Annotated in this window: 17 protein-coding genes; 1 reads left to right on the forward strand and 16 read right to left on the reverse strand. The window is 35.4% G+C overall.

The genetic code is table 11. The features are described 5' to 3' along the window. Positions 1-77 precede the first annotated feature (77 nt). The 16 genes from IC610_RS02915 to IC610_RS02990 form a co-directional block, all read right to left on the reverse strand. Positions 78-2477, reverse strand: a complete 2400-nt coding sequence (locus IC610_RS02915; RefSeq protein ID WP_191736187.1) for a ligase-associated DNA damage response DEXH box helicase — start codon at positions 2475-2477, stop codon at positions 78-80. Between the two features lie 67 nt (positions 2478-2544). After that, the gene (locus tag IC610_RS02920; RefSeq protein WP_191735156.1) at positions 2545-3474 is read right to left on the reverse strand and encodes an HNH endonuclease; all 930 of its coding nucleotides are present in this window, start codon (positions 3472-3474) and stop codon (positions 2545-2547) included. Beyond that, positions 3474-4868, reverse strand: coding sequence for a hypothetical protein (locus tag IC610_RS02925; protein ID WP_228462845.1), 1395 nt, complete (start codon positions 4866-4868; stop codon positions 3474-3476). Before IC610_RS02925 ends, IC610_RS02920 begins: the two co-directional genes overlap by 1 nt. 704 nt (positions 4869-5572) lie before the next feature. Then, complete coding sequence (locus tag IC610_RS02930; RefSeq protein WP_191735157.1) at positions 5573-7153, reverse strand: ATP-dependent DNA ligase; 1581 nt, start codon at positions 7151-7153, stop codon at positions 5573-5575. Between the two features lie 327 nt (positions 7154-7480). Next, on the reverse strand, positions 7481-8503 hold the full coding sequence (locus IC610_RS02935; RefSeq protein ID WP_034979735.1) for a ligase-associated DNA damage response exonuclease: 1023 nt from the start codon (positions 8501-8503) through the stop codon (positions 7481-7483). A gap of 47 nt (positions 8504-8550) precedes the next feature. Further along, positions 8551-8910, reverse strand: a complete 360-nt coding sequence (locus IC610_RS02940) for a rhodanese-like domain-containing protein (RefSeq protein ID WP_191735158.1) — start codon at positions 8908-8910, stop codon at positions 8551-8553. Next, positions 8907-9209 (reverse strand): DUF3817 domain-containing protein, encoded by a 303-nt coding sequence (locus IC610_RS02945; protein ID WP_191735159.1) that lies wholly within the window; start codon positions 9207-9209, stop codon positions 8907-8909. The genes IC610_RS02940 and IC610_RS02945 overlap by 4 nt, the downstream gene beginning before the upstream one ends. 2 nt (positions 9210-9211) lie before the next feature. After that, complete coding sequence (locus tag IC610_RS02950) at positions 9212-9670, reverse strand: hypothetical protein (RefSeq protein WP_191735160.1); 459 nt, start codon at positions 9668-9670, stop codon at positions 9212-9214. A gap of 68 nt (positions 9671-9738) precedes the next feature. Further along, on the reverse strand, positions 9739-10329 hold the full coding sequence (locus IC610_RS02955; protein ID WP_191735161.1) for a TetR/AcrR family transcriptional regulator: 591 nt from the start codon (positions 10327-10329) through the stop codon (positions 9739-9741). Positions 10330-10415: 86 nt separating this feature from the next. Then, the gene (locus tag IC610_RS02960) at positions 10416-11492 is read right to left on the reverse strand and encodes an SDR family oxidoreductase (RefSeq protein WP_191735162.1); all 1077 of its coding nucleotides are present in this window, start codon (positions 11490-11492) and stop codon (positions 10416-10418) included. A 138-nt stretch (positions 11493-11630) separates the two neighbouring features. After that, positions 11631-12215: a Crp/Fnr family transcriptional regulator gene (locus IC610_RS02965; RefSeq protein ID WP_191735163.1), complete on the reverse strand. Its 585-nt coding sequence runs from the start codon at positions 12213-12215 to the stop codon at positions 11631-11633. Positions 12216-12236: 21 nt separating this feature from the next. Further along, positions 12237-12707, reverse strand: coding sequence for a PPC domain-containing DNA-binding protein (locus tag IC610_RS02970; protein WP_191735164.1), 471 nt, complete (start codon positions 12705-12707; stop codon positions 12237-12239). 4 nt (positions 12708-12711) lie between these two features. Continuing rightward, the gene (locus IC610_RS02975; RefSeq protein WP_191735165.1) at positions 12712-13107 is read right to left on the reverse strand and encodes a MauE/DoxX family redox-associated membrane protein; all 396 of its coding nucleotides are present in this window, start codon (positions 13105-13107) and stop codon (positions 12712-12714) included. Positions 13108-13183: 76 nt separating this feature from the next. Continuing rightward, positions 13184-14044 (reverse strand): NAD(P)-dependent oxidoreductase, encoded by an 861-nt coding sequence (locus tag IC610_RS02980; protein WP_191735166.1) that lies wholly within the window; start codon positions 14042-14044, stop codon positions 13184-13186. A 15-nt stretch (positions 14045-14059) separates the two neighbouring features. Further along, positions 14060-14350, reverse strand: a complete 291-nt coding sequence (locus tag IC610_RS02985; RefSeq protein ID WP_191735167.1) for a DUF3861 domain-containing protein — start codon at positions 14348-14350, stop codon at positions 14060-14062. A gap of 2 nt (positions 14351-14352) precedes the next feature. Further along, entirely contained in the window at positions 14353-15474 is a 1122-nt protein-coding gene (locus IC610_RS02990; protein ID WP_191735168.1) for an aldo/keto reductase, read from the reverse strand. Between the two features lie 325 nt (positions 15475-15799). On the opposite strand from IC610_RS02990, the gene IC610_RS02995 reads away from it, so the two are divergent. Further along, positions 15800-16426 carry a chloramphenicol acetyltransferase gene (locus IC610_RS02995; protein ID WP_191735169.1) on the forward strand — a complete coding sequence of 209 codons (627 nt, stop codon included), beginning with the start codon at positions 15800-15802 and terminating at the stop codon, positions 16424-16426. The last annotated feature ends 87 nt before the right edge of the window (positions 16427-16513 follow it).

The following is a 16513-nucleotide window of genomic DNA, read 5'->3' on the forward strand; positions in this document are numbered from 1 at the left end:
AAAGAATTTATGAAATATTAGACAAAATATTGTCTGTTATACTAAAAATAATCTGCGAAAAACTGAATTAAATTAATTTACTTAATCTTTTTAGCCTGCTGAATCAGCTTTTGAATTCTTGAATCCAAATCTTCACTTGTTAAAGTCTGTCTCAAACTGTCAACCTTAATCGGAAAACTTAATGGTGTAAAGGCGTTGGCGACCTTCAGTACAAACTTCGATTTTTCAATCCTTTTAAAAGCTTCCACTAATCTTTGCTCCTGCAACTGCATATTAAAAACTTCCGTATAAGCCTGTCTCACGAGAAAATGATTGGGGTCGTAATCTTCGAGAACTTTAAAAATCAATCCGGCTGAACTTTGTAAAGCTTTATTCGAACGTTGCTGTCCGGGGAAATTCTGCACGACCATTCCCGAAATCACCGCAATATCTCTGAATTTACGGCTTGCCATTTCTGCTGAATTGATACTTGAAATTACATCAACCATCAGATTATCTCTGGTCAGAATTCTATCTAAATTATCTTCAGTCACAGGAATTTCTTTGTCGCTGAACAGTTCAAAACCGTAGTCATTCATCGCCATCGAAAAAGAAATCGGAGCCAGTTTGGAAATTCGGTAGGCAATCAAAGCCGCCATCACTTCGTGCACCAAACGCCCTTCGAATGGGTACATAAACAAATGATATCCTTCGCGGTTTTTAATTAATTCAATCAAAAATTCATCTTCCCTCGGTATATGTGACCGCTTTTCCTGATTAGCTAAAAGCGGATGTAAAAACTTCAGTTCTTTTTCAGAAGCTTTTGGATTTAATGCTCCCGACAATTTTTCTCTTAAAAAATGACCCAGATTTGAACTTAAAGGCAATCGTCCACCAAGATAGCTCGGAGCCTGCGCTTTTCCTTTGGAAGCCCGCACGAAAACCGTCATATCTTTTATCATCGCCACTTCCAAAACCCGGCCGGCCAGAATAAATTTCTCTTCTTTTTTCAGTCTTGAAATAAAATATTCCTCGACCATCCCGATGTAACCGCCGGAAATAAATTTAACTTTCAGCATCGCATCGCTGACAATCGCACCCATATTCATCCGGTGGAGCATTGCGATTTTTCTGGAAGTCACTTTATGCAGACCATCTTCCATCACGACCACTTTGTGATACTCTTCATAGCTTTTTAAAGCACTTCCACCAATCGTGAGGAAATCAATCATCGCTTTCCATTCCTCATCTCTGATTTCCTGAAAAGTATAGACTTTTTTAATTCTTTCGTAAACTTCGTGCGGTAAAAATCCATCGCCAACCGCCAAAGTCATCAGAAACTGAACCAGGACATCGAAACATAAAACCACCGGCTCACGTGGCTCGATAACCTTTTGTTTAACAGCTTCTTTCAAAGCTGCTACTTCAATCAGCTCCAGAGAGTGGGTGGGAACGCAGAAAATTTTTGAGGTCTCAAAAGGCGAGTGGCCGCTTCGTCCGGCACGTTGCAGAAATCTCGCAACGCCTTTCGCAGAACCAATTTGAATGACTGTATCAACAGGTTTAAAGTCAATTCCCAAATCCAAGGACGATGTGGAAACAACCGCTTTTAATTTTCCTGAACTTAAATTTTCTTCAATCCAAATTCTGAGATGCGCATCAATCGAACTGTGGTGAATGGCGATTTGTCCTGCAAAATCTGGGTAGGCATTCAGCAAAAGCTGATACCACATTTCACTCTGACTACGGGTATTCGTAAAAACAATGGTCGATTTGGATTCTAAAATAATAGGAACCACTTTATCCGCCAGTTTTTGTCCGAGATGCCCTGCCCAGGGCAATAGTTCAACTTCGTCCGGAAAAACCGAAATGATATCGATTTTCTTGAGTTCTTTCGCCGTAATTTTTGTTTTCTTAATATCATAAGGAATCAAAACATCCTGCGCTTCTTCGAGGTTTCCGATGGTTGCAGTAATTCCCCAGATTTTAAGTTTCGGAACATAATGAAAGAGCTGTGAAATCCCTAATTCAACCATCACGCCCCTTTTTGAACCGAGCAATTCGTGCCACTCATCCACCGCAACGCAATGCATATTGGTAAAGAATTGCTGATGATTTTTCTGTCCTAAAAGTAAATGGAGACTTTCAGGTGTGACCACCAGAATTTCAGGCATACTTTTTACCTGTTGCTGACGGACTTTCGGGTCGGTATCACCGTTTCTTACGCCAACTGTCCAATCTAAACCAATCTCGTCAATTGCTTCCTGCATTGCTTTTGCGATGTCCTTGGAAAGAGAACGCAATGGTGTAATCCAAATCATCTTCAGTCCTTTTTTGTACTTGTCAGGATTCGTTAGAAAATCTGAAACCAAAGCTAAAAATACCGAAAAAGTTTTCCCAAAACCCGTCGGAGCTACCACCATACCGCTGTAGCCACTGCCAAATTTCTTCCAGGTATCGACCTGAAATTTAAATGGCGCGTTGCCCTTTTCCATCATCCAATTCTGAATGATTTTAAAGCCGTTGGTATTTTCGAATTGGTTCAAGATTTTATTAGTATTTAAATTAATCTAAAAGATTTTTCTCTATGCGTAAAAGATTATCAATTATGTCTTTTTTGAATTTACTAAATGGTCTTTTATGAAAATCATTTTCATTTATTTCTATTCCAAAAATTGTTCTATAAATTTCATCTTTACTAATTTTCAAGTTTTCAAAAGTATCTTCCGAAAGTATTTTTATATAATTCTTTGAATACTTGTATCTTAGATTGACTAAATCTCTTAATTCTTTTTCAGAATGTGAATTATAAATCTCTTTTGTTTTATTGAATTGGAGAGTTTTATCTGTTTTAATATTCTTTTTAAAACTCCTAGTTTCAACATTTAATTTATCCAAAGTTTTATTATAAAAAAAGTCGAAACTAAATCCCTCATTATTTTCTTTAAAATAGGGATGGATATATTCATTTAACGCATTGTCCCAATTAATTTTTGGATTTCCTTTTATATGATTGCAAGAATGGCAACTTGGTACTAAATTATAAAATGACAATGATAATAAAGGAAATTGGGTTTTAGGAAACCAATGGTCAAGTTCCGCTCTAGAATGATTCTTTGTTATATTAATTGTATAATTTCTATTACAATAAACGCAAGTATCAACTCCTATTAAATCTAAAAACTCTTTTCCATATTTTTTTTGAAAACCTTCATAACCCGTCTGTAAAAAGAAATTTTTGATATATTTTTTTTCTAAATCATTTAGAATAAGTTTTTCATACTCCTCATTAATTTCTAATAACTTATCTGGTTTTCCTGAAATTAAATCTGGAGCGTTATTTTTAAGAAAATCCAAAAAATCTACATTCAAATTTATATTTGCTAATGGTTTACCTCTTTTTATATAGCCTTTATGTAATATTTCATCAAAAACATTTTGAATTTTTTCTGCATGAAATTCAAATGCTTTTTTGCTAAATTTTAAATAAATCATTATAGTTTTTCAATTTTATATCCTAATTCTTCTGCTAACTTTTTTAGTTCTTTTTCTTTTTGGTCTTCTTCGAATTCACTTGGGAAAAGTTCATAGAATTTTTCTTTCAATTTGTAATATATTACAGTTTCATCAATAAGATTAATTATTTTTTTATAATATTCTATGTGTTCAGCAATCACTTGGAAATTCTTAGTTTTTATTTTTTTTTCCATTTCAATCAACCATTCAATCGTTTCTTCAACTTTTTGCTTAGCGAAAGCACCCACTAATCCATCTTTCAAGAAAAAACTATCTTCTAAAAGTTCAGAAATATTACCCGCAAATGTGTTCTTAATTTGATAATCTTTTGGTTGTGATTTTTGGTTTTTATTAACCTCTAGAAACAATACGTTTTGTTTCGGGATATCAGACAAAATAAATGGTGAATGTGTGATAAAGGTAAAGTTTAAATTTTTTATATTATCTAGGTTTAGTTGGTTAACATTATCGATTAAATCCTTCACATAATTTATTTGCATTTCCGGATGATAGTAAAGTTCAATCTCATCAAGAACTATATTTAAATTTTCATATTTGTATTTTGCATTTGTATTAAAATGGACTGAATTTAAATTAAGCAAATGATATAATATTGAATTAAGACTATAAATTCGTTGCTTCTCTCCTGAACTTAAAGCTGAAAATGGGTAATCTCCATCTAAAATAAAATCACTAGTGAAGATTGCTGGAGGTAAAAAAAATATTGCTTGACAATTATTTTTATTTTTAAAAAATTCGATATTGTTTTTTACATTTTGATTTACTTCTTCAAAAAAATCTTTAAAATTATTATCAACAAAAGTTTGTTTTTCGTAATAATTTGTAAATAAGATATTTTGTTTTTGATTTCGTAAATTGTTAAAAAATAGAAAATTTAAAGCTTGCTTTAGTTTCAAAGTAATGTGACTATTATCCGAATTTAGTTGATTGTAAAAATGCTTTGAGTCATTTACCTTATATGTGATTTTGTCACCTTCTATGTATATATTATATTTTTTATAAAAATCATACTGTTCAGTAATTTTTATTAATTTTCTTAGAATATAATTAATTAGAACTTCATTTATACCATCATATGTTAAGTGTAAATCACCTCGATTATATTTGAAAAAGAATTTTAGTAAGTAATTTTTAAAATATAAATGAGGTTCATCATAATATTGAGAAAAATCTACATCTTCAATATAAAACCAATCGTCATTTTCGAATTGTCTCAACTCAATTGTAAAATTCAAAATTCTTTTATGAGTACCAATGGATAATAAACTTTCGTTAAGAACTAAATTTGTTATAAATCTTTGTTTTGCCAAATCAGTTTCTGTATTAATATCAAAATTTCCATCTGTTCTCATTGGATTTAAAACTATAGGAGTTTGATACCCATCGTTTTTGTGAAAAATAGATTCTATCCAATCTCCAACTTCTTTTGAATTTAAACCATAGAGAGAATAATTGATTACAATATTATATAAGAATGAATTTTTATCTAGTAATTCTTTTAAATGATTTTTTTCATCATCAATTAGAACAAACTTTTGATTAATTTTTTCAAAACATTTAATTTGAGTAGGTTTAGTAGAAAATATTATCTGATAAATTTTATTTTCTAAAAGAAAGTAAAGCTCTAAATTAATATTAGAAATTTTGAAAAATTTAGCGTTTTTTTTAATGACACCAGTTTCAATGGATAAGTTATAAAATGCTATATATATTAACTCTAATAAAGTACTTTTACCACTACCATTTTTTCCAACTACGGCTGAAATGTTGATTTTGTTTCCATAAAAATTTTCAGGAATTGATTCGTTGCATTTAATTTCTGTAATCGATTTATCTGAAACTTCTATCTCATTTTCGTAATTGTCAATTTTTGTTTCTTCATTAAAAAATTCGTAATCATTATAAAATTTATAAAATCTATTAACTTCTAAATTTTTACGAAATGCGCCTTTACAATTTTTTAATGGTCTAAATTGCTAAAATTTTAAAACTCATAATTATTAATTTTAACAAAAATATCTAAACAAAAAATAATAAACTAATAATAAAAGTAAATCTACTGTATCAATTTCTTAATCTCTTCAATATCATCAATATCGTTCACGGTTTTATCTTTCCGCCATCTTAAAATCCGTGGGAAACGCAGTGCCACACCGCTTTTGTGACGGTTGCTGAAACCAATTCCTTCGAAGGCAATCTCGAAAACCAATTCAGGCTTTACGGTACGCACGGGGCCGAATTTTTCAATCGCATTTTTATTGACAAACTTGCTGACTTCCATTATTTCCTTGTCGGTCAATCCGGAATATGCTTTTGCAATTGTAACCAATTTATCGCCACTTTTCACGGCAAAACTGTAATCGGTGTAGTACGCACTTCGTCGTCCGCTACCTTTTTGAGCGTAAATCAAAACTGCATCAATCGTTAACGGACTGATTTTCCATTTCCACCAGTCGCCTTTCTTCCGTCCGGAATGGTAGTGCGAATTTTTCTGTTTCAGCATCAAGCCTTCACTATTGATTTCCCTTGAATTTTCTCTGATTAAATCTAATTTGCTCCAGTCTTCAAAATCAATTGCCTGAGAAATTTTAATGTTTCCCGGTTCTTCATTTAATAATAATTCCTCTAGCATTGCTCTTCTCGCAGAAATAGGTTTTTCCCTTAAATCAGTTCCTTCCAGTTCCAAAATATCATATGCAAAAACTTCAATGGGAATTTCGGCGAGCATTTTTTTAGTTAAAGTTTTACGGTTCAGACGTTTCTGTAATTCATTAAAATTTAACACATTACCTTCCATTACCGCAAGTATTTCTCCATCTATCACAAAGTTACCTGTCATCGCTTTCACGGTCTCGGCAATTTCAGGAAACTGCTCGGTGACCAACTCTTCACCACGCGACCAGATAAAAACTTCACCGTTTCGTCTGATAATTTGTCCACGGATTCCGTCCCATTTATATTCGATGAGCCATTCTTCAGGTTTTCCCAAATCTTCCAGCTCTTTTTCAAGCGGATAAGCCAAACAGAAAGGGTAGGGTTTTGAGTTGTCAGGATTGATATTTTCAGCCGAAATCAATTCCTGAAATGATACTTCATCAAGTTGCCATTTCCCCATCAGACTGTGCATCAACGTGCTCGCTTCCTGTCCGGAAAACTTCGTAAGAGAATTAATTAAAGTCTTTGAGGAAACTCCAATTCTGAAACTTCCACCCAGTAATTTGTTGAAAATCAACCGTTCCGTGTAATCCAAACCATTCCAGGAATTAAGAACAAATTCTTTTTTCTCAGCTTCAGTTTTCGTTTTTAGTCCGATGATTTCATTCATCCATTCAGATAAAGTTTTCTCTATTTTTTCAGTGGGAGGAGGAAGAATCAACGATATCGTTTCACCCAAATCGCCGACTGAGGAATAACTTTCCTGAAAAAGCCAGAATGGCAGTTGAGTAATTTCCAACGCCCATTCTTTCATATAGTTGGTGTTGACATTTCGCTTAGGTCTTTTCCCCGTAAACAGGGCGATGAACCACAGTTTATCATCATCAGGTGCACGTTCAAGATAATCGATGATGGCATCGATTTTAGCGTTGGTTTTATTCGTACTTTCGAGGGCGTTGATGAGTTCTGCGAAATTTTTCATTGCTTATCTTTTGTTTAATTTGGGCAGCTTTGAACTTCGTTCGTAAATTTCGATAAAGTCTTTGCTTCATCTCATTTATGCCTTCCACTCCCGCTTTTTTGCTCGTCGTACCTCCTCACAAAAAGAGCTCCGTTCGAGTCGGGCTGCGAGCAATTCGACGTTTTAAACTAACTCTTGAGTGCCGCTCCTACGGAGCTCAAACTTCTCGCACTATTGCTTTAATCTACAAACATTTCGCTCCTACGGAGCTATTAAAACTATTCAACATTTTTCAATGTGATATCTGTTTTTGAAGTTTGCTATCAACCTTGTCAAGGTTATTTAGAATCAATCATCATCTTTTACAACTTCTTTTTCAGTTACCTCTTCATCATCGTCGCCATACAAAGTTTCCACAACATCAGATTTAATTCCCAATTCATTTAAATATTTAGAAAAAACTTCGGTTTGTCCGTGCGTCACGTGAACAATTTCTGCTTCAGTTGCTTTGATGGCCTGCAATAATCCTTTCCAGTCGGCGTGGTCACTCATCGGAAAACCGGCGTCCATACTACGCCACCTTCTGGCGCCGCGAACCTGCATCCAACCGGAGCAAATTGCGGTTGCTGCATCAGGAATTTTCTTAATGACATTGCTGTCCAACAAAGCCGGAGGAACAATCACAATGTCGCCTGCAACGTGTTTGATGCTTTCCCTGAAATCGGGAACTTCATAATCCGGAAGCACAATTCCGACTTCTTCAAAGGCTTTATTCAGTTTGCCAATCGAGTAGTGAACGTGGATTTTTCCCATTCCTTCTACGGCTTTCATAATTCTTTGCGCTTTACCCAAAGAATATCCGATGAACACAGAAGTCTTCTGATTTTCCTGATTTCTTAAAACCCAGTTCTGCAGTCTTTTATTTAAATCCGGAACTTCCAGCCAGTTGTAAATGGGAAGTCCGAATGTACTTTCCGTCACAAATTCGTTACATTTTACCAACTCAAAAGGTGTACTCAAACCATCATCCTGAACTTTGTAGTCACCCGAAATCACGCTTACATAACCTTTATATTCCAAACGAATCTGCGCCGAGCCAATGATGTGGCCAGCTGGATGCATCGAAAGTTTGACACCATTAATGTCTAAAACCTCGCCATACTGCAAGGTCTGACATTCAATATCTGGAGAAATTCTTTGATGTAAAATAGGTTTTGTGAAATGATGACACAGATATTTTTTCATTCCCCAACGGGCGTGGTCGGCGTGTCCATGCGTGATGACCGCATAATCTACAGGTCGCCACGGGTCAATATAAAATTTACCCTGCGGACAGTAAATACCTTTGTTTGTGAATGTGATGAGTTTCAAAAGTGTGATGATTAGTGTGTTTCTGAATATTCAAAAACCTAACCAAATTAATTTTGTTCAAGACTTTTCTGCAAATCACTCCACGCACCGCCATTGTATACTTTTTTAAATCCTTTTTCCTTTAAAATAGATTCCACTTTTACACTTCGCAAACCGTGAGAACAAACTGTGATATACGTTTTATTAGGGTCAAGTTCATGATATCTTTCACGGATTGTTCCTAAAGAAATATTCTGTGAACCGGAAATGTGTCCCATCTCAAATTCTTTTTCAGTGCGAACATCTAGGATGACGGCTCCGTTTTTAATCATTTTGTCTAAACCATCGTCCAAAGTCTGGTATTTGTAGACTCTGTAAACAATGTAAATCATTAAAATGATTCCGCAGAAAATCAGAAGGTTTTTCATAGTTTGCTCAGGATTTTTTTATCGATATAGAATGTTCCGAACGGAATGATGCAAGCCAAAAGAACTTTCCAGGTTGTTTCTTTAAACTTCCAGTTTTGTTCGACGCCAACACTTAACGTATTGAATAAAAAAAGCAGAAATAATGAACCGTGAATCGGTCCCATCATTTTGACGAAAGCGGGATTATCAAATCCATATTTTAAAGGGACGGCGATAAATACTAATGTTAATAACGAAATTCCTTCAAGAATGGCAATGATTCTCAGGCGTCCGATTTTTGTTTTAAATAAATCAATCATAATTATCTGAAATAAGGTCTGTTGGCAAGCGGTGAAAATGGCCACGGAATAGCGATGAAAATTATCACTAAAGCGATAACGAAGTAAATTAATATTGTCTTAAATTTCTCTCTGTCATCGGTCTTTCTTTTTGAAATGGAGGAACCAATGGTAATTAGAATAATGGAAATCAGCATCAGTGAAATGTGAATCAATCCGAAAAAAAATAAGTCAAAAGATTCTCGGGCTTCGGTGAAATTCTTCCAGAAATGTTTGATAATGGGACTTTGAGAATATAAGGTGATACCCAAAACCAGTTGAATATGTGCAATGGTCGCCGTCCAGTGTCTGACGGAATCGTCTGTTTTTGAAAAGATTTTATCAGAAAAGTAACCTTGATATGCTCTGAAAATAGAGTAGAATAAACTAAGTAAAACCAGCCAGCGAAATATGGAATGGAGAAATGTAAGCGTTTGATACATTATTTTAAATTTCAATGCAACAAAGATAAATCAAAAACATACTAATTAGTATGTTTTTAGAGAAAAAATTATTTCAGGCTTTCAAAATAATTCTTAAGGCCTTTTAAATAAATAAGATATACAGATTTTGAATTTTCAAGTTTACCCAAATTCCGTACGCCCCAATATCCCGATATTACAAAAACAGCAACCTCTTTCGCGTTTACGTCAGATTTTAAAACTTGTTCCTTCTTAGCTTTTTCAATGGCATCGATCATTGTTTTTTCCCAATTAATGGAGAGGTTATTTAAAGCTTTTGTAAAATCAATATTCCACGGCGCCATTTCCTGAGTGAAATTGGAGGCCGGACAGCCGTATTCCACTTTTAAATCTTCACTTTCAATCAGTAAATAATGAAGTAAATTATAAATCGTGTCCAGAGGATGTCCCTCAGTTTGAAAAGGCTGAATAAAATTATTTTTAAAATTGGGGATCATCAGTTCATTGAGAATCGCCAGACCCATCTCATCTTTGGTTTTAAAGTGATAATAAAAGGCACCTTTCGTAACCTGCGTTGTAGCGATAATTTCATCAACACTTGTTGTCTGATACCCTTTTTGGTAAATCAGTTCAAAAGCTTTCTGAAGAATATTTAAGCGGGTTTCCTGAGATTTTTTCATAAAATACCAACGGGTCTGTTTTCACAAAGGAACAAATTTTATCAAACAAAAAAAAGAGCTGTTATAAAACAACTCTTCTTCAAATTTTAAGGAATAATCTTTTCTTCTTTTAATTTTTTAAATAAGTCAAAGAAAGATTCTTCGGTATTCTGAAATTCTCTGAAGCCTGCCTTTCGGCTGTTGGTCATGTCGGTCATTACTTCGAGCGGCCTTCCTAAATCCAAATCGGTGTGCCATGCGGAAGATAATCTTTCGATATTCGCTTCTTTTAAATCATATTTCTCTACAATTTTGCTCCAGATTTCCTGATCGTTCTGCATCTCTTTTTCGAGAGGTCTCATTTCGTTTTCAAAACCTATTGCTTCAACGCCAAAATATGCTGCCAGTCTGTACCACAACCATTTCCAGCGGAAAATATCTCCATTGGTGATATTGAATGCTATGTTTTTAGCAAATTCTCTTGTAGATGCCCAAACCAGCTGTTTTGCTAAAATTCTTGCGTCGGTTACATCCGAAATTCCATTCCATTGTGCGGATGAACCGGGCCAGATAAATTTTCTGCCAGTCTCTTTGCAGATGCTTGCGTACACTGCCAAAGTCGTTCCCAGATTCATGGCATTTCCCACAGCATAACCAATTACCGTATGCGGTCTGTGAATGCTCCAGCTGAAACCATCTCTGTCTGCCGCTGTATAAACTTCATCTTCCTGAGCGTAATAAAAGTTGGGAAGGGGAAGTCGCGGTTGTTCTTCTCTCAAAGGCGTTTCCGGAAGTTTTCCTTCTTTTGCGTAGGCTTCAAACGGTCCGAGGTAATGTTTTAAACCTGTAACCAAAGCAACGTGCTGTATTGATTTTTTAGCAGATAGAACGTTTAAAAGATTTCTTACCAAAGCACTGTTGACACGGATGTTTTCTTCTTCGGTGTCATTCCGCATCCAGGTTGTAAAAAATACGTGAGTAGGAGTGATGTTTTCTAAGGCAGTTTCCAGACTACTGACGTTCAGAAGGTCTGCTTTTACAGAAATTAATCCACTTATATTGTTATTGGTATTTCTGGATATTCCGTAGGTTGTCCAGCCTTGTGAAATAAGTTCGTTGGCGAGGTTGCTTCCGGTAATTCCGGTGGCACCAACAACTAAGGCGATATTTTTATTGTTTTCCATTTTGTAAAATTTCTCCTACAAAGTTACCGTGATCATTGGCGAAACCACTTGATCTGGGTCATGAGTTTCACTCAATTCAAAATTTAAGATTTAAAATTCAAGGTTTAGAATTCTATGATTTAGGTTTTAGGTTCAAACTTACAGCTTTTTTAAAAGAAGTTTCTTGCGGATTCTGCTGACGGTTTCCGGAGCTAAACCTAAAAATGAGGCAATGAGATTGTGCGGAATTCTTTTTATGATTTCAGGATTTTTCTTTGAAAACTCCAAATATTTCTCTTCTGCGGTATAACTGTTTGATGCTATTAAACGATAATCCTTCGTCACCAAACTGTTCTGATATAAAATTCTGAAATAACGGTCCATCAAGGGAATTTCTAACGTCAGTTTTTCGTAATCTTCAAGACTGATCATCAGCAGTTCTGTTTCTTCTACGGCATCAATATTCAAGACGGCCCTTTCCTGACTGATAAAACTTTTAAAATCTGAAATCCACCAACCTTCAAAAGCAAACATATTAATGTTTTCTCCTCCTTTTTCATCTACAAAATAAGATTTAAGCAAACCTTTACTCACAAAAGAAAGATGAGTGCAAATGTCTCCTTCTTTCAAAAGAAACTGTTTTTTCTTTAGTTTTTTAACCGAAAAGAAAGACTGTAATTCAGTTTTTTCTTCGTCGGTTAAGTTTACTTTGTTTTGAATATGAGAAATGAGAGTATCAAACATGCAGAGAAATATACATCAAAATTAAGGTTTATCTTCCGACTTTTCAAAATCATATAGATTGATTCCGATATCCTCATTTTTAGTTTTAAAAACGGGAATTTCCATGGGATAGAAAAAGAATTCTCCGGCTCCGCGAATTTTTGCATCCTGTAAATGTCCTGCAATTGCCGAATAATCCTGCCTTCCCAAAGTAATATGTAAATGGAGGAGCGGCTTATTTTCAGCCACAGAAACGTTGCCCGAGATATTGGTCACTTCCATTTGTTCGTCAAACTTTTTGTCTACATACTCTTTCGTAGAAAAGTCAAAAAACCTGAGAGTTGCTTCACTTACTGCGCCAATTCCGGTGACCTGACCGGATTTGATGTTCTGATTTAATACAAAATCGTTCAGAGCCTGCACAATGCTCGACTGATCTTTAATACTGACGATATAATTGTTTTCAATTTTTTTGGCGGTCCATAATTCGCCTTCTAAAATTCTTTCTTTCATATTGTTATATTATGGGTTGATGTTCTTCTGAACTGTATTTTAAATAAAACCACAAAAGTGCAAATAGATACAGTGAGTGGAGTAGCTGTGCTTCAATGGCTGACCAGTTTTCAACGGAACTGCTTCCAAAAATCAAAATGCTCATTAAGGCAAGTGATGCATAAATGGTTAATTTAGGTTTAAAACCAATCAACAAAGCTATTCCGACAATCGCTTCTAAAAATGGTAGCAGATATCCGAAAGGTGTAATCAACACTTCAGGAATTGCAGATTTCTCCATAGATTTTACCATGCCTTCGGTAAAAGCCTGCAGTTTTGGAATTCGTACCAAGCCGTGACCCGCCAGCGAAATGGCGATTGGTAGTCTTAGGAAAAAGAATAAGATTTTGAAGTCTTTCATAGTTTTTGTTTTTGGTTGGATGCTGGATGTTAGTTGATGGCTGATAGAAATTTATCTTATCTTAAGTATGTAATATTTATTTCTGGCCTTGGTTCTTTTTTAAATAATTGATAATTCCAATCACATCGTCTTTCCCGAAGCCATCGTTTTGAGCGGACTGATAAGTTTCAATTAAAGTTTGAGACAGAGGAAAATCTGCACCGGCATCTTTTGCCAGCAGAATATCTTTTAACATTAAATCTAAAGAAAATGCAGGCTGATAATTGTCTTCAACCAAAAGAGGTGTTTTGACTTTGGTCGCACCGCTTCCGCTTGCACTTTCGTTAATGATTTCCAACATATCCTTTCTTTCAATTCCTAAATGATCTGAAAACAGAATTGTTTCTGCCAAACCCTGATAAAGCGTTGAAATAAAGTAATTTACCGACAGTTTTGCCGCCAGACCTTTTCCGTTTTTGCCTAAATGTTTGATCTGTTTCCCAAGCTTTTCTAAATAAGGTTTTGCTCTTTCCACATCATTCTCATCTCCACCGACCATGAAAATTAAAGTTCCTTCGGCAGCTGGTTTTGTACTTCCCGCAACTGGAGCATCAAGGAAAGAAGCCTCTTTTATTTTAACGGCATCTGCGAGTTTTGTACTCGCTTCAGGTGAGATGGTACTCATATCGACGAACAGTTTTTCTGAAATATTCAGTTCTAAAATCTGTCTGTAAACATCCTTTGCCGCTTCATCATTGGTCAGCATTGTGAAAATGATATCACTGTTTTCTACCAGTTCTTTTACATCATCAGCAACTTTTGAATCAGCTTTAAACTCTTCCGCTTTCTCCGCAGTTCTGTTGTAAACGGTCAATGGAAACCCCGCTTTTTCCAGATTTTTCGCCATTGGATGTCCCATATTTCCCAAGCCGATAAAGCCTATTTTTTCTGTGCTCATATTTTACTATCTAAATTAATAATTTTTAAGTTTTTTCATAAATTCTGAAATTGCCGGGCTTAAACCTTCAAACAGCGGGTGATTTTTATTTTTAATTAAAACTTCTGTAAATAATTTCAAACCTAGTGTAAATTCAAGAGACATCTTTTCATCCTCAAATAGATTTTTAGTTTTTATTAAATAGAAAATTTTAAAAAGATCATCATGGTTTTCAAACTCAAAAGAAAGATTCTTTCCGGCTATCGAGCCATCTTTTAATTCTAATTCTTTCAGATCAATATGGTATCTGTTATTTCTTTTTTCCATAATTAAGCTTTTGGTGTTGGAGCATTTTCTTCAATTAATTTTTCCTTTTTCAGTTCTGCCCAGAATCCGGCAGGAATTTTCGTTTTAAACGATGCCGCATTTTCTTCAGACTGTTTTACCGTGTGAGCCCCTGGAATTACTCCGGAAACCACATCCGGAGCTGCCGCAAACTGAAGCGCAGCCGTTCTCAGATCTACTTTATGATTATTGGCAACCCGTTGCAGTGCCACCAGTTTATCTTTCACCCCAGCCGGAAAATCGCCATTGTATAAATACCGGTCTTTACCTGACAGAAAACCTGCACACAAAGGAGCTCCCACAACAATTGAAATGTCTTTTTCAGCAGCCTTCGGGAATACTTTATTCAGATCGTCTTTGTGATGAATCAATGAATACTGACACGCCGAAAGGAAAATATCAGGATCGGAAACTTCGATGGCTTTTAAAATTGGTTCGATGGTGTTGACTCCAAAACCCCAACCCTTAATCAAACCTTCTTCACGCATTTTTATCAGCTCGGGCATCGCACCTTTGGCAGCAATATCAAAATATTTTACCCAGTCACCCTTCATATCTTTGTTATCCGGAGACAAATCGTGGATGAAAACGATGTCTAATGAGGCAACTCCCAATCTGTTCAGGCTGTCTTCTACACTTTTTCTGGCGCCGGCAGCTGTGTAATCGTACGCATAAGAAAAGTTGAGTTTTCCTTTCCATAAACCATCCAGTTTAAAATCGTCATGTGGTTTAAGTATTCTTCCCATCTTTGTGGAAAGCGTAAACTCATCGCGTTTTTTGTCTTTCAGAAACAATCCCATTCTGTGTTCGCTGAGTCCCAAACCGTACCACGGTGAAGTATCGAAGTAGCGGACTCCTGCATTCCAGGCCGCTTCAATGGATTGTAAACATTCAATGTTAGGATTGACATTAAAACCATTCCCTAAAGCGACACCGCCAAATCCTGATTTATATTTGGGTCTGAATCTTTTTCCCAGTCCTTTATTTTCAAATTGTTCCATAAAATTTTCTTTTAATAGTTGTGATGCAAACGCAGGTGCGGCAGATGACGCCATCAATCCTGCTCCGGCAAGCCCGCTGTTTTTCAAGAAAGTTCGTCTTTCCATTATATGATATTTTTGTGTGGTGTTTGCCGGTATTTACAGCATTTACCAGACCATCCCCAATATCACAGCTCCAGTTTTTCCAATTTTAACATAATTTTTTTCAACTTTCCATTTGTGAATCTGTTTTTGGATCTTTACGGTCTGCCATGGAGAAAATTTATAAACTCAATTGATGGCTGAAGTTCAGAAATGAGTTGTCATCAAGTTGACAAGGACATTTTTATTATACTCCATCAACTCAATATGATTTGTTACAGTTTCATTTTTCTGGAGTTTCATTTTCACAATCAATAAATCTTACGGAAATTTGCAAAAAAAGAATTTCATGAAGATCATCGATTTTGAAAACTGGAACAGAAAAGAACATTTTGAATTTTTCTCATCATTAAAAAGTCCGTACTTTGGCTTCACCATAGAGGTTGACTGCACTATAGCCTATGACAATGCAAAGAGAAACGGAGATTCTTTTTTCGCCTATTATCTTTACAAATCGATGGTTGCGATTAATAAAGTGGATGCTTTGAAACTCAGAATTGTGGATGACAAAATTGCTTTATACGAAACGGTTCATATCGGAAGTACGATTGGCAGGGCAGACGGCACTTTCGGTTTTTCCTACTTTGAATTTTCTGATGATTTTGAAACTTTTAATGAGCGTTTGCAGGAGCAGGTGACAACGGTTCAGAACACAAAAGGTTTGGGAATTAAAAATGACGTTTTGCCGCCTAATCACATCAGACACACGACAATTCCGTGGCATTCGTTTACTTCTATTCTTCATCCTACAGATTTTGATCCCAAAGAATGTATTCCCAAAATAGCTTTTGGAAAATTCAGTATTCGTGATGGAAAAAAGATGATGCCTGTTTCCATCGAAGCACACCATGGTTTGGCAGATGGGATTGATCTGGCGAGGTATTTTGAAGCTTTTCAGGAGGAACTGAACAGATAAACGCTGTTATACTGTTCTGCAATTTGATAACTGTTTAATTTTTTTAATGCACTATTTCGATCATTCAAATAGGTATGCCAAGGGTAT

The sequence above is a fragment of the Chryseobacterium caseinilyticum genome, from assembly GCF_014837145.1.
In the GTDB taxonomy this organism is placed as follows: domain Bacteria; phylum Bacteroidota; class Bacteroidia; order Flavobacteriales; family Weeksellaceae; genus Chryseobacterium; species Chryseobacterium caseinilyticum.

Coding starts and splice junctions, on each gene's coding strand:
- IC610_RS02915 (WP_191736187.1), bottom strand. CDS start 2,477: ATGATGGAAAAGGGCAACGCGCCATTTAAATTTCAGGTCGATACCTGG.
- IC610_RS02920 (WP_191735156.1), bottom strand. CDS start 3,474: ATGATTTATTTAAAATTTAGCAAAAAAGCATTTGAATTTCATGCAGAA.
- IC610_RS02925 (WP_228462845.1), bottom strand. CDS start 4,868: ATGAGAACAGATGGAAATTTTGATATTAATACAGAAACTGATTTGGCA.
- IC610_RS02930 (WP_191735157.1), bottom strand. CDS start 7,153: ATGAAAAATTTCGCAGAACTCATCAACGCCCTCGAAAGTACGAATAAA.
- IC610_RS02940 (WP_191735158.1), bottom strand. CDS start 8,910: ATGAAAAACCTTCTGATTTTCTGCGGAATCATTTTAATGATTTACATT.
- IC610_RS02945 (WP_191735159.1), bottom strand. CDS start 9,209: ATGATTGATTTATTTAAAACAAAAATCGGACGCCTGAGAATCATTGCC.
- IC610_RS02950 (WP_191735160.1), bottom strand. CDS start 9,670: ATGTATCAAACGCTTACATTTCTCCATTCCATATTTCGCTGGCTGGTT.
- IC610_RS02955 (WP_191735161.1), bottom strand. CDS start 10,329: ATGAAAAAATCTCAGGAAACCCGCTTAAATATTCTTCAGAAAGCTTTT.
- IC610_RS02960 (WP_191735162.1), bottom strand. CDS start 11,492: ATGGAAAACAATAAAAATATCGCCTTAGTTGTTGGTGCCACCGGAATT.
- IC610_RS02965 (WP_191735163.1), bottom strand. CDS start 12,215: ATGTTTGATACTCTCATTTCTCATATTCAAAACAAAGTAAACTTAACC.
- IC610_RS02970 (WP_191735164.1), bottom strand. CDS start 12,707: ATGAAAGAAAGAATTTTAGAAGGCGAATTATGGACCGCCAAAAAAATT.
- IC610_RS02975 (WP_191735165.1), bottom strand. CDS start 13,107: ATGAAAGACTTCAAAATCTTATTCTTTTTCCTAAGACTACCAATCGCC.
- IC610_RS02980 (WP_191735166.1), bottom strand. CDS start 14,044: ATGAGCACAGAAAAAATAGGCTTTATCGGCTTGGGAAATATGGGACAT.
- IC610_RS02985 (WP_191735167.1), bottom strand. CDS start 14,350: ATGGAAAAAAGAAATAACAGATACCATATTGATCTGAAAGAATTAGAA.
- IC610_RS02990 (WP_191735168.1), bottom strand. CDS start 15,474: ATGGAAAGACGAACTTTCTTGAAAAACAGCGGGCTTGCCGGAGCAGGA.
- IC610_RS02995 (WP_191735169.1), top strand. CDS start 15,800: ATGAAGATCATCGATTTTGAAAACTGGAACAGAAAAGAACATTTTGAA.